The sequence below is a fragment of the Poseidonocella sp. HB161398 genome (assembly GCF_005870025.1).
GTDB lineage: Bacteria > Pseudomonadota > Alphaproteobacteria > Rhodobacterales > Rhodobacteraceae > Mangrovicoccus.
Genome location: NZ_VATA01000016.1, coordinates 58,211 through 79,262 on the forward strand (window position 1 = coordinate 58,211; position 21,052 = coordinate 79,262).

The following is a 21,052-nucleotide window of genomic DNA, read 5'->3' on the forward strand; positions in this document are numbered from 1 at the left end:
CTCCCGGGGGTGACATGACTTATTGCGTGGGCTTGCTTCTGAAGGCTGGCATTGTCCTTCTGAGCGACACGAGAACGAATGCGGGCCTGGACAACATCGCCTGCTATCGCAAGAGCTTCACCTTCGAGGTGCCCGGCGAGCGCGTGATCGCGATCCTCACGGCGGGCAGCCTTTCGGTGACCCAGACGACCATCGCGCGGCTGCGCGAGATGGCGGACGATCCGGATGCGGACGAGAAGACCTCGATCCTCAAGGCGCACACGATGCTCGACGTGGCCGAGATGGTCGGCCAGGTCCTGTCGGACGTGCGCGCCGACATCACCGCCAAGCTAGAGCGGATGAGCCAGGCGACCGCCTCGGCCTCGATGATCGTCGCGGGGCAGCGCAAGGGCGGCGAGATGCGGCTGTTCCTGGTCTATCCCGAAGGCAACTTCATCGAGGCGACCGAGGACACGCCCTTCCTGCAGATCGGCGAGCACAAGTACGGCAAGCCGATCCTCGACCGGGTGGTGACGACGGACACGCCGCTGGCCGATGCCAAGAAGGCCGTGCTCCTGAGCATGGATTCCACCCTGCGCTCGAACCTGTCGGTGGGCATGCCGCTCGACCTGATGGTGATCGAGGCGGATGCCTGCAAGGTGACCGAGTACCGCCGCATCGAGGCGGACGATCCGACCTTCCGGGAGATGAGCAACGCCTGGTCGAACGCGCTGCGCGACGCCTTCACCGAGGTCGTGATCTGACCGGGTGCCGGGCCGCGCCCGGTGCCTCCGCTGCGGCAGAAGGGAGGACCGGGTGTCGCGGCGCAACCGCAGGAACGCGAGGAGGCTTGCCTTTCTTCCCGTCCAGCGTGCAGAACAGGGCAGTCAAACGGGAGGGGTTCCGACGTGCTAGAGATCAGGACGGCTGAGCCTGCCGACCATACCGAAATCAGCGTGCTGCTCGTCTCGACCTTCGGACAGAACAACGAGCACCGGCTGATCGAGAGCCTGCGCAAGTCCGGCCAGATCGCGCTGGAGCTGGTGGCCGTGCTCGACGGCCGCATCGTCGGCCATGTCTGCTTCTCGAAATTCGACGTGCCCGCGGACTGGTGGGCGCTGGCCCCGGTTTCGGTGACCACGTCGCAGCAGAGCCGCGGCATCGGCAGCGAGCTGGTGCGCTTCGGCCTCGACCGTGCGCGGCAGATGGGCTGCCGGGCCGTGGTGGTGGTGGGCAACCCGGTCTACTACCGGCGCTTCGGCTTCGTCTTCGACGGGCCCGCGCAGCTTTCCAGCCCCTATCCCGAGCAGTATACCGGCCTCTATCCGATCGATCCTTCGACAGCCTCGGCCTCGGTGGCGCTGCGCTATCCGCAGGCCTTCGAGGAGGTCTGACATCCGGCGGGCCGGGCCCGCCGGATCGCGACTCAGCCCTGCGGCGGCAGGATGCGGTTCACATGGCCCATCTTGCGGCCCGGACGCGCCTCGGCCTTGCCGTAGAGATGCAGCGCGCTGGCGCCGTCCGCGGCGATCTCGAGCGCCTTCTCCACGTCGTCGCCGATCAGGTTCAGCATCTCGACATCCGAATGCCGCTCCGCCCGGCCCAGCGGCCAGCCCGCGACGGCGCGGATATGCTGCTCGAACTGGCAGATGGCGCAGCCGGTCTGGGTCCAGTGGCCGGAATTGTGCACCCGGGGCGCGATCTCGTTGACGATCAGGCCGACGGGGGTGACGAAGAGCTCGACCCCCATCACGCCGACATAGTCGAGCGCCGAGAGGATGCGGCCCGCCAGCAGCACTGCGTCGGTGCGCAGCCGCGGCGGGATCTTCGCGGGCACGGTGGTGGTGTGCAGGATGCCGTCGCGATGGACGTTCTCGCCGGGATCGAAGCAGGCGACCGCGCCGTCGGTGCCGCGCGCGCCGATCACCGAGATCTCGCAGGAGAAGTCGACGAAGCCCTCGAGGATCGCGGGCGCGCCCTTGAGCGAGGCCAGCGCCCCGGCGGCCTCCGAGGCGTCCCTGATCCGCGCCTGGCCCTTGCCGTCATAGCCGAAGCGGCGGGTCTTCAGGATCGCGGGCGTGCCGAGCTCTGCCAGGGCGGCCTCGAGCGCGGGCAGGTCGGGGATGTCGGCGAAGGGCGCGGTGGCGAGGCCGAGATCCGCCAGGAAGGTCTTCTCGGTCAGCCGGTCCTGCGACACTTCGAGGGCGCGGCGGCCGGGGCGGATCGGGGCGAGCCCGCCCAGCAGGTCGAGCGCCGCGGTGGGGATGTTCTCGAACTCGTAGGTGATGACATCGACCGAGCGGCCGAAGGCCTCGAGCGCGGCGGCATCGTCATAGCCCGCGGCCGTGTGGCGGTCGGCCACCTGCGCGGCGGGGCACTCGGCTGCGGGCTCGTAGACATGGCATTTCAGCCCGAGACGGGCCGCGGCCAGCGCCAGCATGCGGCCGAGCTGGCCGCCGCCGAGGATGCCGATGGTGGCGTTCGGGGCGAGGGGGGCGTCAGTCATCGGAGGGCACCTCCGGGATCGAGGCGGAGAGCGCCTCGCGCCAGGCGGTCAGCCGTCCGGCGATGGCCGGATCGGAAGTGGCGAGGATGCCCGCGGCCATCAGGCCCGCATTGGCGCCGCCCGCCGCGCCGATCGCCATGGTCGCGACCGGGAAGCCCTTGGGCATCTGCACGATGGAATAGAGGCTGTCGACGCCCGAGAGCGCCCGGGTCTGGATCGGCACGCCGACGACCGGCACCCAGGTCTTCGAGGCCATCATGCCGGGCAGGTGCGCCGCGCCGCCTGCGCCCGCGATGATCACTTTCAGGCCGCGCCCGGCGGCCTCCTTGCCATAGGCCCAGAGCCGGTCGGGGGTGCGGTGGGCGGAGACGATGCGCGCCTCGTAGGCGATGCCGAGCTCGTCCAGGATATCCGCTGCCAGCTTCATGGTCGGCCAGTCCGACTGGCTGCCCATGATGATTCCGACCTCTACCTTCTGCGTCACCGTTCCACCTCGCATCGCCTGGTCCAGGAAGCCCGGGATATAGCGGCTTCGCGGAGGGCTGCAAACAGGGAACTGCAGCGCCCGCGCGCCAGGCGGGCAGGCGTGGCATGGCTGCCCGGGGGAGGCCCCGGGTCAGGCCCGGGGCGGGACGGCGCCCGGCCGCCCGCAGGCGCGGCGCTCAGGCGATGATGTCGGGGTAGAGCCGGTCCTCGATCCGCTGGATCTCGTCCTTGAGGGCCAGCTTCTCCTTCTTCAGCCGCCGCAGGGCAAGCTGGTCGGCGCGGCCGGTCTCCTCCATCGCGCCGATGGCGAGGTCCAGATCGCGGTGCCTGCGGCGCAGCACTTCGATCTTGACCTTCAGGACTTCCTCTTCGGTCATTTCAATGTGCGCGTTCATGGCGTGTCCGAAATCGTGTTACCGGTAAAGGCGACTATAGCCGGCCGGGCGCGCGCTGCAAAGCGCCACGTGGCGGAGGGGCTGGCGGGCGCTTGCATGCGGACCGCCGCTCCCCATATCATGGAGAGGGGCCGCCGGAAGGGACCCTGCATCCGTCGCTTTATCCAAGGACGAGACATGACCAAGACGACATTGGGAACGCATCCGTTCCTCTTGGGCTTCGAGCAGCTGGAAAGGCTCGTGGAACGCACTGCCAAGAGCGGCAACGAAGGTTACCCGCCCTATAACATCGAACAGACCTCGGACCGCTCCTACCGCATCACCCTGGCCGTGGCCGGGTTCAGCGAGGACGACCTGTCGATCACCGTCGAGGACCGCCAGCTGGTGGTCCGCGGCCGGATGTCCGACGATCTCGGCGAGCGGGTCTTCCTGCATCGCGGCATCGCCGGACGGCAGTTCCAGCGCAGCTTCGTGCTGGCCGACGGGGTGGAAGTCCGCAGCGCGTCGATGGAGCACGGGCTCCTGCATATCGACCTGTCGCGGCCGGAGCTGGAGAACGTGATCCAGCGCATCGAAATCAGCAAGGGGTGAGCATCATGGCCCAGGCAAGCGAAATCCGCGGACCGAAGACGGTCTATGTGCGGGCGGTCGACAAGGCGACCCTGCCCGATGAGCTGAAGGACGCGACGGCGGACATCCCGGCGCCCTATTCCGTCCATGCGCCGAATGGCGACCGGCTGGCGATCGTGCGCGACCGGCAGCTGGCCTTCATCCTGGCGCGGCAGAACGACCTGACACCGGTCTACGTGCACTGAGACCGTCGCGCCGGAGCGGGGCCGACCGCCCCGCCTCCGGTCCGGACATGAAAAGGCCGCCGCGCCCCTGACGGGCGCCGGCGGCCTTTTCGCATCCAGGGGGAGGGGGCGGCAGGCGCCCCCGGCCGGATCAGGCCTCCTGCTCGGCGAGGAAGCGCTCTGCCTCGAGCGCGGCCATGCAGCCCATGCCCGCCGAGGTCACCGCCTGGCGGAAGACGTCGTCGGTCAGGTCGCCCGCGGCGAAGACGCCGGGCACCGAGGTGGCGGTGCTGTCGGGCTTGGTCGTCACGTAGCCGCCGGAATGGGTCTCGAGCTGGTCGATCACCAGTTCCGAGGCCGGCGCATGGCCGATGGCGACGAAGAAGCCCGCGCAGGGGATCTCGGTGATCTCGCCGGTCTCGACATGCTTCGCGCGCACCGCCTCGACGCCCAGCGGGTTCTCGGCGCCGGTGACTTCCTCGACCGTGTGGTTCCACAGGAGTTCGACCTTGGGGTTCTTGAACAGCCGCTCCTGCAGGATCTTCTCGGCGCGCAGGCTGTCGCGGCGGTGGATCAGCGTCACCTTGGAGGCGAAATTGGTCAGGAACAGCGCCTCTTCGACGGCAGTGTTGCCGCCGCCGATCACCACGACCTCCTTGCCGCGGTAGAAGAAGCCGTCGCAGGTCGCGCAGGCGGAGACGCCGAAGCCCTTGAACTTCTCTTCAGAGGGCAGGCCGAGCCAGCGCGCCTGGGCGCCGGTCGCGAGGATCAGCGCATCGGCGCTATAGACCGTGCCGCTGTCGGACTGCGCCGTGAAGGGGCGCTTGGAGAGGTCGACCGAGGTGATGTAGTCCGAGACGATCTCGGTCCCCATCTCGCGGGCATGGGCCTCCATCTTGACCATCAGGTCGGGACCCATGATCGAGGCCTCGCCCGGCCAGTTCTCCACATCGGTGGTGATCGTCAGCTGTCCGCCCGGCTGCAGGCCCTGCACCAGAACGGGCTTGAGCATCGCGCGCGCAGAATATACGGCTGCCGTGTAGCCGGCCGGTCCCGAGCCGATGATCAGTACTTTGCTGTGTTTCGTATCGCCCATGGTCGGTCCACCCCGTTCTTCTAGCTGCGGCTGGCGATATAGGCGCGATGGCGCGCCGATGAAAGCCCCGCCATCGCAGCTCTGTCACCTTCGCGTGCCAAGAAAAGGTGAGGCAGAGATATTGGAATTTATCAATAGAATCTGCGCCTGCGGAGAAATAATATTGCGCAAGCTCCGGGTTTTCCCTAGGTTGGCAGCGCATAGGAGAGAGACCAGATGGCCGGATCCAAGCTTGACCCGATCGACCGGAAGATTCTTGCTGAACTTCAGTCCGACGGACGCATGACCAATGTGGAACTCGCGAAGCGGGTGGGCATCTCCGCGCCGCCCTGCCTGCGCCGGATGCGGACCCTGGAGGAGAGCGGCTATATCCGCGGCTACCATGCCCAGGTGGACAGCCGCGAGCTGGGCTTCGAGGTGCAGGTCTTCGCCATGGTCGGGCTCGAGTCGCAGGCCGAGGCCGATCTCTCCGCCTTCGAGAGGAAGTGCCGCGACTGGCCGCTGGTGCGCGAATGCCACATGCTCAACGGCGAGGTCGATTTCGTCCTGAAATGCGTCGCCCCGGATCTGGCGACCTTCCACAGCTTCCTGATGAGCGACCTGACCGCGGCGGAGAACGTTGCCAGCGTGAAGACCTCGCTGGTCATCCGCTCGGCCAAGGAAGAACCCGGCGTTCCGTTCGAAGTGCTCGAAGAGAGGCTCAGCAAGAGCGCCTGAGGGCGCCGCTGCGGGGCCGCGGGGCCCCCGGAACGTGAAAGGCCGGCACCTTTCGGTACCGGCCTGGAACTCGTGACCACGTACTCGTCACCAACCACATCGTTAATATGAGACGAAAATCATAGGCCATCAAGCGAAAATTTCTGCGTTGCAGAATGAATGTCCCAGACCGGCAGGAATCCGCGTGTCTACAGTCGGATAGCGGCTGCGAGACGGCCGTAGTCGGGTTCCTTGCGATGTGTGCTTCGGCGGTAGGAGAAGAATCGATCCGGATCGGAATAGGTGCAATGGCGCAACCATTCCGCCTGGCTGATTCCCGCCTCGCGCAGCCTCCAGGCCGCGAAGGCGGGCAGATCGAACTGGTATTTTTCCGGAGCCGCGCCATTGGCGAAAAACCGCTGATGTTCGGGATCCTCGTCGAGGAAGCGCTCCAGGAATTCCTGGCCGACCTCGTAGGCGGCCTGGCTGATCGTCGGGCCGATCACCGCGCAGGTCGATCCGCGGCGGGCGCCGAGCGACTCCATCGCGTCGAGCGTCGCCTCGAGCACCCCGTCGAAGGCGCCGCGCCAGCCGGCATGGGCCGCGCCGACCACCCCGGCCTCGGCATCGGCGAAGAGCACCGGGGCGCAGTCGGCGGTCAGGATCATCAGCACCACGCCCGGCGTCGCGGTGGCGATGCCGTCGGCCTCGGGCAGGGGCTTCTGCGTCGGCGCGTCGACGGTGACGGCGCGGGCGGAATGGACCTGGTTCACTCCGGCCAGCTGCTCTGCCTCGGCCCCGAGCGCGGCGGCCGCGCGGCTGCGGTTGATCTTCACCACTTCGGACTGGTCGCGCGAGCCGTAGCCGCAATTGAGCCCGGCATAGATGCCGGAGGAGGCTCCGCCCTTGCGGGTGAAGAAGCCGTGGCGGAGCGGGGAGAGAGAGTCGGAAGTGATGATTTCTAGGGCCATGGATACAGTCCGGGAACCGGCGGGCTTCCTTCGGAAGCGATGCCGAGCGTCTTGAACACCGTTCCCATTTCGTCCGGATGGGTCAAGCGCCGATGTGCGGCCACATGCGCCTCGAGCGCCGGGCCGGACAGCCGCGACGCCAGCGCGCGGGCGCGTTCGGTGATGCCCAGCCGCTCGAGGAAGACGCCCTGGGGCACCATCGGCGTCACCTGGCAGCCTTCCGCGGCGGCGGCGATCGCCTCGAAATCGACATGGGCGGTCAGGTCGGCCTGGCCGGGGCTGTCGAGCACCGGCACCATCTCGTGGCGCCGCACCGCCTGCAGCGTGTCGCCCAGCGAGTGCCAGCCGCCATAGTCGATGACCAGCGCGGCGCCGCCATGGCTGCGGATCCGCCGCGCGATCTCGCCGGTGACGGCGGGCAGGGCGGGGCAGATCTCGACGATGCCGCCCGGCGCCGTGTCCTCAAGCCGGTGGCCAAGCTGCGCGAAGGGCGCCGCCGGGCCGAGCCCGAGGGCCAACCGTCCGTCCTCCAGGCCGATCTGGCGCTCGCGCCAGCCGCCCGGGTCGCGCTGGAACTGGCGGACGGGCAGGGCGTCGAAGAATTCGTTGGCCACGAGGAAAAGCGGCAGCTCCGGCAGCTCCCCGGCACTGCCGCACCAGGCGGGGGCGGCCCCGCCGAGTGTCTCGGCCTGGCGCGCGCGCAGCTTCGGCGAGGCCTCGACCAGCGTCACCCGTGCCGCCTCGCGGAAGCCCGGCACGGCACGGGTCACGCGCCAGATATCGGCCATCAGCGTGCCGCGGCCGGGGCCGAGCTCGGCCAGGCAGAAGGGCGCGGGCCGTCCCCGGTCGATCCAGGCCTGGGCAAGGCAGAGCCCGATCATCTCGCCGAAGAGCTGGCTGATCTCGGGGGCGGTGGTGAAATCGCCCTCCGCGCCGAAGGGCGCCCGCGTGGTGTAGTAGCCGTGCTCTGGATGCAGCAGGCACTCGGCCATGTACTCGGCCACGCTCAGGGGACCGGTGGCGGCGATGCGCTGGAGGAGCAGATCCTCCAGCGGGGTCATGTCTTCGGGCGGCGCAGCGTCACCGCGAGGATCGCGAGGCCGAGGACCAGCATCGGCAGGGACAGGGTCTGGCCCTGGGTCAGCCCCCAGTCGCCGATGCGGATCACGTGGCCCCAGGGATTGCCGGGGGTGATGAACTGCGGATCGGCCTGGCGGAAATTCTCGACGAAGACCCGCGCCAGGCCGTAGCCGGTGAAGAACACGCCTGCCACGCGCCCGGGCGAGCGCAGCCAGCGCAGCCGCACCGCGACGACCCAGATGACCGCGCCGAGGACCAGCCCCTCCAGCCCGGCCTCGTAGAGCTGCGAGGGATGGCGCGCGCAGGCCTCGGTGGCGGTGGCGCAGGCCTGGGCCTCGTAGCCGGGGAAGATCACCCCCCAGGGCAGATCCGTGGGCCGGCCCCATAGCTCGGCATTGATGAAATTGGCGATCCGCCCCAGGAACAGCCCCGGCGTCACGGCCAGCGCCATGCAGTCGGCGACCGAGGCGACCGGCACCTTGTAGCGGCGGCAGAACAGCAGCCCGGCAATGGCGACGCCCAGAAGCCCGCCATGGAAGGACATGCCGCCCTGCCAGAGCTTCAGGATCTCGGCCGGGTTCGCCAGGTAGTAGGACGGCTGGTAGAACAGCACGAAGCCCAGCCGGCCGCCCAGGATCACGCCGAGGATCACCCAGGTCAGCATCGCCTCGGCCAGGTCGGGGCCCATCGGCGGGCGTCCCTCGGGCCAGAGCGGCGGGCGGCTGACCGCGCGGCGGATGAGGAAGAGGCCGGCCAGCAGGCCGACGACATAGGCGAGGGCGTACCAGCGGAGCGCAAAGGCAAAGCCGCCGATCTCGAAGGAGAAGATCTCGGGGGAGAGACCTGGGAAGGGAATCGCGAGCAGCATGGCCGTCTGATGGAAGCCCGGAGGGGCCAAGTCAACGCGGTTCCTCGCGCGATTGGGCGCGGGAGCGGCGCGACGCCTTTTCCCCGCGGGGCGACTCCCCTACATGTGATGGGGAGTGTTCGTGCAAATCACCGAGACCAGAGGTTCCCATGCAGACCCGCAATCGCATTTTCGACGACCTGTCCCAGCTGATGACCAACGCGATGGGCGTGGCCCAGGGCGCCAAGGACGAGGCCGAGACCGCCATGAAGAGCATGCTCGACCGCTGGCTGGCGGATCGCGACTTCGTCACCCGCGAGGAATTCGACGCCGTGCGCGCCATGGCGCAGAAGGCCCGCGAGGAGAACGAGGCGCTGAAGGCCCGGCTCGACGCGCTGGAAGCCAAGGGCTGAGCCGTCCGGGCCCGTCCGTCCGGCGGCCCGCAACTCCCGGGCTGCAGCGGTGCCTCCGCTGCCGCCGCCACCCGGCCTGCGCGCCGCGGCAATAGGGCGGATGCTTCCGGTCTGTAGCCGCCATCCCGCATCGGGCAGGCCGCCGGAGCTTTCCGGGGCATCCTCGCAGCGGACTCCGGCCGCAATTCGGCCACGACGACTTCGGGAAGCGGCTCCATCCAGGCCAGCCCCGGGGAATTTCCCGGCCATTGCGCCGGAGGCACCGGCCGGACAGTTTTTCGGCTGCCTGCCCGCTGTCAGGGCGCCGGCGTCTCCATCGGCTGCTACGGACGGTCTATCTGTCTGTTCGCCGAACCCTCCTCCCGACGCTGCACCTGCCACGGCGCCGCGGCTGCTGCGGCGCCAGCGGGATTGGAGCGTTCCGCCTTACTCCCCGTCCTTCCCGCCTGTCCCGTTGAAGCGCCCCGGTCCCACGCCATTGCGGTGCGGCCTGTCTCCAGCTCAAGCCGCCGCGTTCACGCAGTGAGACTGTCCCGTCGCCACTCCCGGTCCCTCCTGCCGACAATCTTGTGGCGTCGCGAATACGCGGCGGTCCGGTAGGGCCTGGACCCGGCTATTGCCGCCGTGTTCGCGCGGCGAGACCATCCCGTCGCCAGCCCCGGTCCTTCCTGCCCGCAATCTTGTGGGGTCGCGATCACGCGGCGGTCCGGTACGGCTTGGCCCCGGCTAGGGCCGCCGCGCTCGCGAAGCAGGACCATCCCGTTGCCAGTCGCGGTCCTTCCCGCCTGCAATGCTGTGACGTCATGATCGCGCGTCGGTCCGGTACGGCCTGGACCCGGCGATGGCCGCCGCCTTCGCGCAGCGAGACCGTCTCGTTGCCAGTCCCGGTCCTTCCCGTCTGCAATATTGTGGCGTCACGACCGCGGGTCGCTCTGGCACGGCCTGTCCCCGGCTCCAGGCGCCGCGCTCGCGAAGCGGGACCGTCCGGCTGCCAGTCTCGGTTCTTCCCGTCTGCAATCTTGTGGCGTCGCGATCACGCGGCGGTCCGGCTGGGCAGGTCCGCGGCTCTAGCTTCGGCCCTCGCAGAGCGGGACTGCCCCGCCGCCAGTCGCGGTCCTTCCCGTCTGCAATATTGTGGCGTCACGACCGCGGGTCGCTCTGGCACGGCCTGTCCCCGGCTCCAGGCGCCGCGCTCGCGAAGCGGGACCGTCCGGCTGCCAGTCTCGGTTCTTCCCGTCTGCAATGTCGTGGCGTCACTACTGCGCGCTGGTCCGGCGTGGCCTGTCCCCGGCACTGGCGTCGACGGTCGGGGCGGTTCCGCGATCGCGGCGGCGAGGGGCGGTCCCGTTCCCGGTCTCCGTGCTTCCCGACCCGTCCCGTCGCCGCTTTGCGGTTCCATGCCGTTCCTGCGGGGTAGGTCCGCGGGGCTAGCCGCGCGGCGCGGCGGCGCGGGCGAGGCGGTCGTTGATGGCGAGGCCGAGCCCTTCCTCCGGGACCGGCGCGACCGCGATGGCGCCGACGCCCGCCGCGTCCATCTCGTGAAGCCGGGTGAAGAGGTTCGCCGCCGCCTCCGCCAGATCGCCGCTCTCCGACAGCGTCCAGTCCGCCTTGACCGGCCCGAAGCCCAGGAGCGTCTCGCCGGGCCGCGCCTCGGTCGCGTTCAGCCGCACCCCGGCCTTCGGCGCGTAATGGCTCAGGAGCATCCCGGGGGCGACCGGCGCCTCGCTGACCTCGTGCTCGGCGCGCAGGAGCGGCTGGCCCATCGCCTCTTCCAGCGCCTCGGCCGGAACCCCGCCCGCGCGCAAGAGGCGCGGTGCGCCGGTGAGGTCGAGGATCGTCGATTCCACCCCGACCGGACAGGGCCCGCCATCGAGCACCGCGGCGATGCGCCCGTCGAGCCCCTCCATCACGTGATCGGCGGTGGTCGGGCTGATCCGCCCCGAGGGATTGGCCGAGGGCGCCGCCAGCGGCAGCCCGGCCTCCTTGAGCAGCGCGCGGGCCAGCGGATGGGCGGGCAGGCGCAGCGCGATGCTGTCATGGCCTGCGGTGACGCGCGGCGCGATCCCGGCACCGGCGCGCAGCGGCATGACCAGCGTCAGCGGTCCGGGCCAGAAGGGGGCCAGCCGCTCGGCCGCGGCGGGAACCTCGGCATAGCGCGCCGCGTCTGCGGCCTCGGCCAGATGCACGATCAGCGGGTTGAAGCTGGGCCGTCCCTTGGCCGCGTAGATGCCCGCGACCGCGCTGTCGTCGAGCGCATTCGCCCCCAGCCCGTAGACCGTTTCGGTCGGGAAGGCGACGCAGTCGCCCGCGCGCAGGAAGGCTGCGGCGGCGGCAAGGCCGGGACCATCGGGAAGGAGCCGTTGCGTCATGAGCGGGATCCGTAACGCTGCGTTCAAGTTGCGCGGCCGGGGCGCAGCCGCAAAGGTGAGCTCATGCGGCCCTAGCGCCGGACGGCCTGCATGGCAAGCCAGAGGAGGATTCCATGCCCTATCGCGCCCCCGTTTCCGAGCATCTGTTCCTGCTGGAGCATGTCCTGGGATACGACCGGGTCGCGGCGACCGAGCGGTTTGCCGAAGCCGGGGCCGCGACCGCCGCGGCGATCCTGGAAGAGGCAGGCAAGCTCTGCGAAGGGGTGATGGCGCCGCTGCAGCGGGCCGGGGACCTGTCGCCCGCGCGGCTGGAGGCGGGCCGGGTCGTCACCCCGCCGGGCTTCGCCGAGGGCTACCGCGCGATCGCCGAAGGCGGTTGGGTCGGCATCTCGGCCGCGCCGGAGCATGGCGGCATGGGCCTGCCGGTCACGCTGTCGATGGCGGTGACGGAGATGATGTCGGGCGCCTGCCTGTCGCTGCAGCTCTGCCCGCTGCTCAGCCAGGGCCAGATCGAGGCGCTGGAGCATCATGCCCCGGATGCGCTCAAGGCGCTCTACCTGCCGAAGCTGGTCTCGGGGGAGTGGACCGGCACGATGTGCCTGACCGAGCCGCAGGCCGGCTCCGATGTCGGCGCGCTTGCGACCCGGGCGGAGCCCGCGGGGGAGGGGCGCTACCACATCAGCGGCCAGAAGATCTTCATCAGCTGGGGCGATCACGACGCGGCGGAGAATATCTGCCATCTGGTGCTGGCACGGCTGCCCGGCGCCCCGGCGGGGACGAAGGGGATCAGCCTCTTCCTGGTGCCGAAATACCTGCCCGATGCCGACGGGCGGCCGGGGGCGGCGAACGGCGTGCGCACCGCCAGCCTCGAGCACAAGCTGGGGCTGCATGGCTCGCCCACCGCGATGCTGCAGTTCGAAGCGGCGGAGGGCTGGCTTGTCGGCGGCGAGAACAAGGGCATGGCGGCGATGTTCACGATGATGAACAACGCCCGGCTCGGGGTCGCGATGCAGGGGGTGGGCGTGGCCGAGGCGGCGTTCCAAGCGGCGGCGGCCTATGCGTCCGAGCGTCGCCAGGGGGCGACTGCCGAGCCGGGCCAGGCGGCGATCATCGGCCATGCGGATGTGCGGCGGATGCTGCTGGAGATGAAATCCTCGGTCTTCGCGGCGCGGGCCATCGCGCTCGACTGCGCCATCGCGATCGACATGGCGGCGGCGACCGGCGATCCGGCCTGGGCGGCGCGGGCGGCGCTCCTGACGCCGGTGGCCAAGGCCCATTGCACCGAGACCGGGCTGCGCGCGGCCGAGACCGGGGTGCAGATCCATGGCGGCATGGGCGTGATCGAGGAGACCGGCGCCGGGCAATTCGCCCGCGACGTGCGGGTGACGGCGATCTACGAGGGCACGAACGGCATCCAGGCGATGGATCTGGCCGGGCGCAAGCTGGCCGATGGCGGTGCCGCGGTCTTCGCGCTGGTCGACGAGATGCAGGACGGGGTGCAGCGGCTGCGCGGCGATCACGGCGCGCTGGCCCAGCCGGTCTGGGAGGCGGCCGAGGCGCTGCGCGAGGCGACCGAGCGGATGCTGGCCGCCTCCGCCCCGGCCGACCGCTTCGCCGTGGCCGCGCCCTATCTGGAGGGCTTCGCGCTGGTGCTGGGCGGCTGGCACCATCTGCGGGCGGCGGCCGCAACGGGCGGCAACGACCCGCGCGCCGCGCTGGCGCAGTTCTACATCCGCCGCGTCCTGCCGCGGCATGCGCCGCTGCTGGCGCAGGCGGGACTGGGCGCGGCGGATCTCTATGCAATCCCGGCGGAGGCGCTGCTGGCCTGAGCAGAGCGCCGGCGTCCCGGAGGGTTTCCGGGCGCCCGGCGTTGAAACTCGCGCCGATCCGGGGCAGGAGGCGGACCGACCCGGAGGCTTTGCGCGATGAGTGCACCCGATACGATCCCGGCGCCGATGCGCCACCCCTTTCCCGAACCGCCCGCCGAGGGCGCGGCGGTCGAAGTGGCCGAGGGCATCCTCTGGATGCGCCTGCCGCTGCCGATCGTGCTCGATCACGTCAATTGCTATGCGCTGGACGAGGGCGACAGCTGGACGCTGGTCGATACCGGCATGGACACCGCGCGAGGCCGCGCGGTCTGGCAGCGGCTGCTGGAGGGCCCGCTTGGGGGCAAGCCGGTGCGGCGGGTGGTGGTGACGCATCACCATCCCGACCATGTCGGGCTGGCGGGCTGGTTCCAGGCCGAACACGGCGCCGAGATCCTGATGACCCGGACGGCCTGGCTGCTGGCGCGGATGCTGCGCCTCGACGAGCAGGACGTGCCCCCGGCCGAGACGCTGGATTTCTGGCGGCGCGCGGGGATGGATGCGGCGCTGATCGAGGCGCGGCGGAGCGAGCGGCCGCTGAACTACTGCGATGCGGTGGCCTGGATGCCGCTGGGCTTCCGCCAGATCGGCGAGGGCGACCGGCTCCGCCTCGGCGGACGGAGCTGGCGGGTGCGGCTGGGCGGCGGCCATGCGCCGGACCAGGCGACGCTGTGGTGCGAGGACGTGCCCCTGGTGGTCGCGGGCGACCAGATCCTCGGCACGATCTCTCCCAATATCGGCGTCTACGCGACCGAGCCCGAGGCCAATCCGCTGGCCGACTGGATCGAGAGCTGCACCCGGCTGCTGTCGCACGCCGCGCCGGAGCAGCTGGTCCTGCCGGGGCACAAGCTGCCCTTCACCGGCCTGCCCGCGCGGCTGCGGGCGATGATCGCCAGCCACGAGGCGGCGCTGGCGCGGCTGCGGGCGCATCTGGCGCGGCCGCGGTCCGCCGCGGAATGCTTCCCCGCGCTCTACCGCCGCGACATCTCCGCCGGGGAATACGGGCTCGCCCTTGTGGAAGCCATCGCGCATGTGAACTATCTGAACGCAGCCGGAGAGATCTCCGGCGCAGTGCGTGACGATGGCGCCATTGCCTGGCAGATGCGGGATAGACGAAATGACTAACCAGCCCTCCCGCCGCGTGACTTCCGCGGCAAATTCGCGTAGCTCTTGGCGGAAGCCAGAGGAGGAGGAGACTGATGGCGGCGTACAAGCACGGCACCATGGATATCAGCGATCACGAGAAGACCTTCGCGGGATTCGTGAAATTCACGACGCGGACGGTGATCGGCATCTTCGTCCTCTTGATCTTCCTGGCTCTGGTCGGGGCCTGAGGCTCAGCCGCCGGGCCTTCGGCGCGGGGCTCGCCTCGTCGCTGCTGGCCGCCTGCGCGGAGCCGGTGCGCGATCCGCCCGAAGCGGTGGCCCGCGCGCATTTCCGCAGCGGCAATCCCCCGGCGCTGACCCTCTACACCAATGTCCGGATCCAGACCGGCAAGGGCGCGCATACCTCGCTGGTCATCGACGGGCCCGAGCGCGTCGTCTTCAACCCCGCGGGCACCTGGCACCATCCCAAGGCGCCGCGGATCGACGACGTGCATTTCGGCTTCACCCAGCCGATGGAGGCCTGGTTCATCGACTACCATGCGCGGGAAACCTACTACGTGCGCCAGCAGAAGGTCGAAGTGCCGATGGAGACCGCGGCACAGGCGCTGAAGCTGGCGGAGGCGACCGGGCCGGTCATGGCGTCCTTCTGCACGCTGCGGACGACGAAGATCCTGGTGCAGCTGCCGGGCTTCCAGGATTTCCCGGTGACCTTCTTCCCCGATGTCGCCAGCGAGGCTTTCGCCACCCATCCGGGCGTCGTCACCCAGACCTTCTACGATGACAGCCCCGACGACCGCAGCGATATCGGCGGGATCGGCGGCTACGGCTATATCGGCCAGGGCACGCGGGTCGTGCCGGGGGCCGGGGGCTAACCCCCCAGCGGGCTCAGCCGAAAAGCGCGAGCCCGCCATAGAGCGCCACCGCCCCGGCGAGGATCGACCACAGCACCGAGCGCGTCCAGATGCCGGTCCCGACGGCGGCGGCGGCTGCCAGCAGCCGCGCCGGATCGGGTTCGCCGCCGGTCGCCGCGGGCCAGAGCACCAGCGGCGCCACCAGCCCCGGCAGCACGGCCACCGAGGTGTAGCGCAGCATTCTCAGCGCCCATTCCGGGAAGCTCCGCTGGCCGAAGAGCCCCATGAAGGAGAAGCGGAACAGGAAGGTGCCCACCGCCAGCCCGGCGATCACCAGCCAGATGGAACTGCTCGTCGCGGTCATTTGCGTCGCTCCAGCCAGAGTTCGGTCTGCGCCCCGGCGCTCATCGCGATCAGCGCGGCGACGATCAGCCCGAGGCTGTAGGGGATCCAGGACAGCGCCAGCGCCAGCACCACCGAGGTGCCCGCGGCGACCACATGGGGCAGGCTGCGCAGCCCCGGCGCGACCAGCGCCAGGAAGGTGATCGGCACCGCGAAATCCAGCGCGAAGCTGTCGGGCACCGCCGCGCCCAGCCGCGCGCCGAAGAAGGTCGACAGGTACCATAGCGGCGCCATGAAGATCATGGTCGAGAAGAAATAGGCCAGCTTGAACCGCACCGGCGCGGCGCGCTCGCGCTCGAAGGCGGGATGGGCCAGGGCATAGCTCTGGTCGATCATCAGATAGGCGGCGCAGGCCTTCTGCCAGAGCTTCGCCTCGCCCAGATGCGGCGCCAGGGCCGCCGAATACATCGCCATGCGCAGGTTCACCGCAAGCGAGGTCAGCAGCACGATGACGATCGGCGCATTGTCCTGCAGCAGCTGCAGCGCGGTGAACTGCGCCGCGCCGGCGATCACCAGGAAGCTGAAGCCCATTGTCTGGGCGATCGGCAGGCCCGCTTCGGTCGCGGCCACGCCGAAAAGCATGCCGAATGGCACGACAACGAGCAGAAAGGGAAGACTGTCCAGCAGGCCACGCCGCATCGCAGCATTCATACTGGTAAACATCGGCTAAACATCCTATTTACGCGTGGCCAGCGGTACGCCACACTCGCGGCCATTGCAAATGCGCAAAGCCAGTTCCCAGGGGGGGAAGCGAGCCATTGCGCAGGAAACGGATCGGAGGCGCTAGCCATGACCTCGCCTCTGGGCGTAATCCTCGCGGGCGGGCTCGCGACGCGGATGGGCGGAGGCGACAAGGGGGCGCTGATGCTCGGCGGGCGCTGCCTCTTCGACCGGGCCGCCGACCGGCTCGGCCTCCAGGTTGCAGGGCTGGCGATCAATGCCAATGGCGCGCCCGGGCGCCTTGTCGAATTCGGCCTGCCGATCCTTGCCGACAGCGTGCCCGGCTATCCCGGCCCGCTGGCCGGGGTTCTCGCGGGGCTGGACTGGGCGGCGGCGCGCGGCGCCGGCAGCATCGTGACCGTGGCGGTCGACACGCCGTTCTTTCCCTTCGACCTGGCCGAGCGGCTGCAGCGCGGCGCCCAGCGGGCGGGCACGCAGATCGCCATTGCCGCCACCGAGGAGGAGGGCCGCCTGCGGCGCCAGCCGGTCTTCGCGCTCTGGCCGGTCGCGCTCCGCGGCGATCTGCGCAGCGCGCTGGAGCAGGGCGTGCGCAAAGTGTCCTACTGGGCGGATTCGCATGGCGCGGCCAGCGTGCTCTTCGCCTCCGAGGGGTTCTTCAACATCAACACGCCCGAGGATCTGGCGCAGGCCGAGGCGATGCTGCCCGAGGCCGAGCGCTAGGCGTCAGTCGAAGATCCCGACGCTGCGCCCGAGCAGCATGAAGGCGCGCGCGGTGCGGGTCTCCGCCAGGCGGATCAGCGCGGCATCGTCCAGGCTCTCGGCGCGGGCGGTCAGCATCAGGTCGAAATGGCGCAGGAAATGGTGCACCGCATCGCGGAAGACCGGATCCTCTCGCAGCGCGGCCGCGCAATTGGCCAGCGCCGCGGCATCGCGCACCCCGCCGAGCGCGACCAGCGCGCCGCCGCGCTCGCCTGCGGCGAAGCGGCGCCAGAGCTCGGGGCGCGGATGGTCGGGCACCAGGTCGTCCATGTAGAGCCCGTTCTGCGACATCAGCGTCAGCACGTCCTGCGCGGCGCGCACCAGGGGCGCGGCCTGCGGCGATTTCAGCGCCAGGCGCAGCGCGCGGAACCCGTCGGTATCGTCCGGATCCTGCGGGAAGTTCAGCGCCAGCAGGAAATCCCCGACGGTCAGCGGCGGCGGCGCGGGGGCCGGTTCGAAATCGAGGCTCGCCTGCTGGCCCTGGGCCGCGGCGGGCTGCACCGCGTCGCGGCGCGAGGCGAAGGCGGGCGATGCGGCGGCGGCGGCAGGGGCGGCCGCCGTTTCCTGCATGCGCGCGGCCGCGCTCGAGCTGCGCACGCCGAAGATGGTGGTGGCGGGCTCTTCCGCGGGCGCCGCGTCCGGCGCGGGGGCGGGGCGGGGCTTGGCCGCGGCGCGGGGCTCGGGCCGGGCGGCGGGCGGCGCGGCGGCGGCCTGCGGGCCCTGGGCCATCGCGGCCAGCGTCCTGCGCAGCTCGTCCGCCTCGTCGCGCAGCCGCCTGAGCGCGCGCGCCTGGCGCCAGATCAGCGCGAAGAGCACGACCGGGACGGCCACGCCGGGCAGCCCGACCTGGCCGGGCATGTACAAGAGCGCCGCGCCGCCGAGCACCAGCCAGAGAAGGCCGAAGGAGGCGGCCAGCTTCTCGGACGAGCCGGGCCGGGAGGGGGATGAATGCGGGTGCAGGGGATCCGTCTTCTTCACGGGGCCTTCCTGTGGCGGGCCTAGCCCGGGGGATAATAGAAACCGGGGCGGCCCGTTCCGGCCGCCCCGCATGCTCTGGATCCTAGCCCGGCGCTGCCGCCCCGTCAAACTGCCCGGCACGGATGCGGCGGAGGATCGCCGCCCGCGGCCCGGGACAGGGCGTCACTCGTAGCGGATGGCGAGGATCTCGTAGGACTTGCCGCCGCCCGGCGTGTGGACTTCGACGCTGTCGCCGACATCCTTGCCGATCAGGGCGCGGGCCAGGGGCGATTTCATGTTCAGCTTGCCGCGCTCGATATCCGCTTCGGCCTCGCCGACGATCTGGTAGGTCTTCTCCTCGTCGGTATCCTCGTCGACCAGCTCGATCGTGGCGCCGAACTTGATCGTGCCGGAGAGCTTCTTGGGGTCGATGATGTCCGACCGGCCGAGGATGGACTCGACTTCCTTGATGCGGCCCTCGATGAAGCTCTGCTTCTCGCGAGCGGAATGGTACTCGGCGTTCTCGGACAGATCCCCGTGTTCGCGCGCCTCGGCGATGGCCTTGATGATTGCGGGCCGTTCCACCGATTTCAGCTGCTTGAGCTCGTTGTCTAGCCGGGCGTAGCCGGCTGGGGTCATTGGTATCTTTTCCATAGGTCTCTACGGTCGAGTTGTGCGGCCCAGAGGCCGGAGCGCGTCTGCGCGGTGTCGAGCGACTTTGGCATTAGCAGAGGTTGAGGTGCAAGCCGCTCCTTTGCAATGATTCCCGCCCGGCGGCGGGAACCGGCGCAAACATACTTCGCCGCCGTCGCTATTGGCCCTTGCGGCCCGCGCGGGGCCGGGTCAGGGTGCCGCCGGGCGCGGGTGCGGGACTTGTTGCCACAGGGTACGAATGTTGCGCATTCCGGCAGTTCGCCGCAATGAGATTGCGCGATCTTGACGTGCTGCGCTGCAGAGCGCTATGCACGGCCCGGGACGCCCGCGCGCGGGCGGAAACGGAAACCCACCAGCGGTCAAGACAGGGGTCAGGGTAGGCAAATGAGCGATGTGACGCGCGAAAGCATGGAATACGATGTCGTCATCGTCGGCGCGGGGCCTGCGGGCCTTTCGGCGGCGATCCGGCTGAAGCAGCTCGATGCCGACCTGCAGGTCGTCGTGCTGGAGAAGGGCTCCGAAGTCGGCGCGCACATCCTGTCGGGCGCGGTTCTCGATCCCTGCGGCCTCGACAAGCTCATCCCCGACTGGAAGGAGAAGGGCGCGCCGCTCAACGTGCCGGTGAAGAAGGACAATTTCTACGTCCTGGGCGAGGCGGGCAAGATCCGCATGCCGAATTTCGCCATGCCACCGCTGATGAACAACCACGGCAACTACATCGTCTCGATGGGCAATGTCTGCCGCTGGATGGCCGAGCAGGCCGAAGAGCTGGGCGTCGAGATCTTCCCCGGCATGGCCTGCTCCGAGCTGGTCTATGGCGAGGACGGCCGCGTCGCGGGCGTGGTTGCGGGCGAGTTCGGCAAGGATGCCGACGGCAAGCCCGGCCCGGCCTACGAGCCCGGCATGGAGCTGCTGGGCAAGTACGTCTTCCTCTCCGAGGGGGTGCGCGGCTCGCTCTCGAAGGAAGTCATCGCGAAATTCGACCTCCAGAAAGGCAAGTGCCCGCAGAAATACGGCATCGGCATGAAGGAGATCTGGGAGATCGACCCCGAGAAGCATTCCGAGGGCACGGTCACCCACACGATGGGCTGGCCCCTGGGCTCGAATGCGGGCGGCGGGTCGTTCATCTACCACCTGGACAACAACCAGGTCTATGTCGGCTTCGTGGTCCATCTGAACTACGCCAACCCGCATCTCTTCCCCTACATGGAATTCCAGCGCTTCAAGCACCATCCGATGGTCGCGGAGCTGTTGAAGGGCGGCAAGCGCGTGGCCTATGGCGCGCGGGCGATCACCGAGGGCGGCTGGCAGTCGCTGCCGAAGCTGACCTTCCCGGGCGGCGCGCTGCTCGGCTGCTCGGCGGGCATGGTCAACGTGCCGCGCATCAAGGGCAACCACAACGCGATGCTCTCGGGCATGGCGGCGGCCGAGGCCGCGCATGAGGCGATCAAGGCGGGCCGCGAGGGCGACGAGCTGACCGGCTACGAGGCCGAAGTGCGCGAGGGCCCGATCGGCAAGGACCTGAAGCCGGTGCGCAACGTCAAGCCGCTCTGGTCGAAATACGGGCTGGCGACCTCGCTGACGGTCGGCGGGCTCGACATGTGGACCAACACCTTCGGCTTCTCGCTGCTCGGCACGCTGCGCCACGGCAAGACCGATGCCGAGGCGACCGGACGGGCGCGGCTCTACAAGGAGATCGAGTATCCCAAGCCCGACGGGGTGCTCAGCTTCGACCGGCTGACCAATGTGAGCTTCTCCTTCACCAATCACGAGGAGAGCCAGCCGGCGCATCTGAAGCTGGCCGACCCGAACATCCCGGTGGAGGTCAACCTGCGCGACTATGCCGGCCCCTCGGCGCGCTACTGCCCGGCCGGGGTCTACGAGTTCGTCGGCGAAGGCAAGGACGTGAAGTTCCAGATCAACTTCCAGAACTGCGTCCACTGCAAGACCTGCGACATCAAGGATCCGAGCCAGAACATCACCTGGACCACGCCCCAGGGCGGCGACGGGCCCAACTACCCCAATATGTGAACATGTGACGGATTTCCGCCGATGAGGCGGGTTTCCGTGGCGGCAACAGTTGTTGCGAAAATGAGGAGGTGGTTCCCTGCCGGGGACCGCCTCTTTCATTTTCAGGACCTTGCC

The 21,052-nt window shown here is 69.6% G+C and carries 24 protein-coding genes; 12 read left to right on the forward strand and 12 right to left on the reverse strand.

Annotation, left to right across the window (positions count from 1 at the left end; translation table 11 throughout):
• Positions 1-14: 14 nt before the first annotated feature.
• Entirely contained in the window at positions 15-743 is a 729-nt protein-coding gene (locus FGX59_RS14305; RefSeq protein ID WP_138467427.1) for a proteasome-type protease, read from the forward strand.
• A 144-nt stretch (positions 744-887) separates the two neighbouring features.
• On the forward strand, positions 888-1,373 hold the full coding sequence (locus FGX59_RS14310; protein ID WP_138467429.1) for a GNAT family N-acetyltransferase: 486 nt from the start codon (positions 888-890) through the stop codon (positions 1,371-1,373).
• 32 nt (positions 1,374-1,405) lie between these two features.
• Here the strand turns inward: FGX59_RS14310 and FGX59_RS14315 are convergent, their stop codons facing one another.
• The 3 genes from FGX59_RS14315 to FGX59_RS14325 form a co-directional block, all read right to left on the reverse strand.
• Entirely contained in the window at positions 1,406-2,485 is a 1,080-nt protein-coding gene (locus FGX59_RS14315; protein ID WP_138467431.1) for a 5-(carboxyamino)imidazole ribonucleotide synthase, read from the reverse strand.
• A complete protein-coding gene (gene purE, locus FGX59_RS14320) occupies positions 2,478-2,969 on the reverse strand; it encodes a 5-(carboxyamino)imidazole ribonucleotide mutase (RefSeq protein ID WP_255471572.1) in 492 nt (163 codons plus the stop codon). The genes FGX59_RS14315 and purE overlap by 8 nt, the downstream gene beginning before the upstream one ends.
• A gap of 178 nt (positions 2,970-3,147) precedes the next feature.
• Positions 3,148-3,366: a YdcH family protein gene (locus tag FGX59_RS14325; protein ID WP_138467435.1), complete on the reverse strand. Its 219-nt coding sequence runs from the start codon at positions 3,364-3,366 to the stop codon at positions 3,148-3,150.
• Positions 3,367-3,543: 177 nt separating this feature from the next.
• On the opposite strand from FGX59_RS14325, the gene FGX59_RS14330 reads away from it, so the two are divergent.
• Together FGX59_RS14330 and FGX59_RS14335 are read left to right on the forward strand one after the other, a co-directional pair.
• A complete protein-coding gene (locus FGX59_RS14330; RefSeq protein ID WP_138467437.1) occupies positions 3,544-3,957 on the forward strand; it encodes an Hsp20 family protein in 414 nt (137 codons plus the stop codon).
• A gap of 5 nt (positions 3,958-3,962) precedes the next feature.
• Complete coding sequence (locus tag FGX59_RS14335) at positions 3,963-4,181, forward strand: DUF1150 family protein (RefSeq protein ID WP_138467438.1); 219 nt, start codon at positions 3,963-3,965, stop codon at positions 4,179-4,181.
• A gap of 130 nt (positions 4,182-4,311) precedes the next feature.
• Here the strand turns inward: FGX59_RS14335 and trxB are convergent, their stop codons facing one another.
• On the reverse strand, positions 4,312-5,256 hold the full coding sequence (trxB, locus tag FGX59_RS14340; RefSeq protein ID WP_138467440.1) for a thioredoxin-disulfide reductase: 945 nt from the start codon (positions 5,254-5,256) through the stop codon (positions 4,312-4,314).
• Between the two features lie 216 nt (positions 5,257-5,472).
• On the opposite strand from trxB, the gene FGX59_RS14345 reads away from it, so the two are divergent.
• Positions 5,473-5,973, forward strand: a complete 501-nt coding sequence (locus FGX59_RS14345; RefSeq protein WP_138467442.1) for an Lrp/AsnC family transcriptional regulator — start codon at positions 5,473-5,475, stop codon at positions 5,971-5,973.
• A gap of 188 nt (positions 5,974-6,161) precedes the next feature.
• Here FGX59_RS14345 and pgeF read toward each other — a convergent pair whose 3' ends face one another.
• Genes pgeF through lgt form a run of 3 tightly spaced genes read right to left on the reverse strand, consistent with a single transcriptional unit; the run spans position 6,162 to position 8,871 of the window.
• Positions 6,162-6,923: a peptidoglycan editing factor PgeF gene (gene pgeF, locus FGX59_RS14350; RefSeq protein ID WP_138467444.1), complete on the reverse strand. Its 762-nt coding sequence runs from the start codon at positions 6,921-6,923 to the stop codon at positions 6,162-6,164.
• Positions 6,914-7,984: a class I SAM-dependent methyltransferase gene (locus FGX59_RS14355; protein WP_138467446.1), complete on the reverse strand. Its 1,071-nt coding sequence runs from the start codon at positions 7,982-7,984 to the stop codon at positions 6,914-6,916. The genes pgeF and FGX59_RS14355 overlap by 10 nt, the downstream gene beginning before the upstream one ends.
• Positions 7,981-8,871, reverse strand: a complete 891-nt coding sequence (gene lgt / locus FGX59_RS14360; RefSeq protein ID WP_138467447.1) for a prolipoprotein diacylglyceryl transferase — start codon at positions 8,869-8,871, stop codon at positions 7,981-7,983. Before lgt ends, FGX59_RS14355 begins: the two co-directional genes overlap by 4 nt.
• A 149-nt stretch (positions 8,872-9,020) precedes the next feature.
• Between lgt and FGX59_RS14365 the strand changes: the two genes are divergently transcribed.
• On the forward strand, positions 9,021-9,263 hold the full coding sequence (locus tag FGX59_RS14365) for an accessory factor UbiK family protein (RefSeq protein ID WP_138467449.1): 243 nt from the start codon (positions 9,021-9,023) through the stop codon (positions 9,261-9,263).
• 1,427 nt (positions 9,264-10,690) lie between these two features.
• Here FGX59_RS14365 and FGX59_RS14370 read toward each other — a convergent pair.
• A complete protein-coding gene (locus FGX59_RS14370; RefSeq protein ID WP_138467451.1) occupies positions 10,691-11,632 on the reverse strand; it encodes an L-threonylcarbamoyladenylate synthase in 942 nt (313 codons plus the stop codon).
• Between the two features lie 113 nt (positions 11,633-11,745).
• Here FGX59_RS14370 and FGX59_RS14375 point away from each other — a divergent pair, with 113 nt between their 5' ends.
• The 4 genes from FGX59_RS14375 (at position 11,746) to FGX59_RS14390 (ending at position 15,475) form a co-directional block, all read left to right on the forward strand.
• Positions 11,746-13,461 (forward strand): acyl-CoA dehydrogenase, encoded by a 1,716-nt coding sequence (locus FGX59_RS14375; RefSeq protein WP_138467453.1) that lies wholly within the window; start codon positions 11,746-11,748, stop codon positions 13,459-13,461.
• Positions 13,462-13,557: 96 nt separating this feature from the next.
• The gene (locus tag FGX59_RS14380) at positions 13,558-14,622 is read left to right on the forward strand and encodes an MBL fold metallo-hydrolase (protein WP_240722451.1); all 1,065 of its coding nucleotides are present in this window, start codon (positions 13,558-13,560) and stop codon (positions 14,620-14,622) included.
• A 74-nt stretch (positions 14,623-14,696) separates the two neighbouring features.
• Positions 14,697-14,831, forward strand: a complete 135-nt coding sequence (locus tag FGX59_RS14385; protein ID WP_138467455.1) for an aa3-type cytochrome c oxidase subunit IV — start codon at positions 14,697-14,699, stop codon at positions 14,829-14,831.
• A 65-nt stretch (positions 14,832-14,896) separates the two neighbouring features.
• A complete protein-coding gene (locus tag FGX59_RS14390) occupies positions 14,897-15,475 on the forward strand; it encodes a hypothetical protein (protein WP_138467457.1) in 579 nt (192 codons plus the stop codon).
• Positions 15,476-15,488: 13 nt separating this feature from the next.
• Here the strand turns inward: FGX59_RS14390 and FGX59_RS14395 are convergent, their stop codons facing one another.
• On the reverse strand, positions 15,489-15,818 hold the full coding sequence (locus FGX59_RS14395; protein ID WP_138467458.1) for an AzlD domain-containing protein: 330 nt from the start codon (positions 15,816-15,818) through the stop codon (positions 15,489-15,491).
• Complete coding sequence (locus FGX59_RS14400) at positions 15,815-16,519, reverse strand: AzlC family ABC transporter permease (protein WP_138467460.1); 705 nt, start codon at positions 16,517-16,519, stop codon at positions 15,815-15,817. The genes FGX59_RS14395 and FGX59_RS14400 overlap by 4 nt, the downstream gene beginning before the upstream one ends.
• 126 nt (positions 16,520-16,645) lie before the next feature.
• On the opposite strand from FGX59_RS14400, the gene mobA reads away from it, so the two are divergent.
• Positions 16,646-17,257, forward strand: coding sequence for a molybdenum cofactor guanylyltransferase MobA (mobA, locus tag FGX59_RS14405; RefSeq protein WP_138467462.1), 612 nt, complete (start codon positions 16,646-16,648; stop codon positions 17,255-17,257).
• Positions 17,258-17,260: 3 nt separating this feature from the next.
• Here the strand turns inward: mobA and FGX59_RS14410 are convergent, their stop codons facing one another.
• Entirely contained in the window at positions 17,261-18,274 is a 1,014-nt protein-coding gene (locus FGX59_RS14410) for a hypothetical protein (RefSeq protein ID WP_138467464.1), read from the reverse strand.
• Positions 18,275-18,436: 162 nt separating this feature from the next.
• Positions 18,437-18,907 (reverse strand): transcription elongation factor GreA, encoded by a 471-nt coding sequence (greA, locus tag FGX59_RS14415; RefSeq protein ID WP_138467466.1) that lies wholly within the window; start codon positions 18,905-18,907, stop codon positions 18,437-18,439.
• Positions 18,908-19,291: 384 nt separating this feature from the next.
• Here greA and FGX59_RS14420 point away from each other — a divergent pair, with 384 nt between their 5' ends.
• Entirely contained in the window at positions 19,292-20,938 is a 1,647-nt protein-coding gene (locus tag FGX59_RS14420) for an electron transfer flavoprotein-ubiquinone oxidoreductase (protein WP_138467468.1), read from the forward strand.
• Positions 20,939-21,052 lie beyond the last annotated feature (114 nt).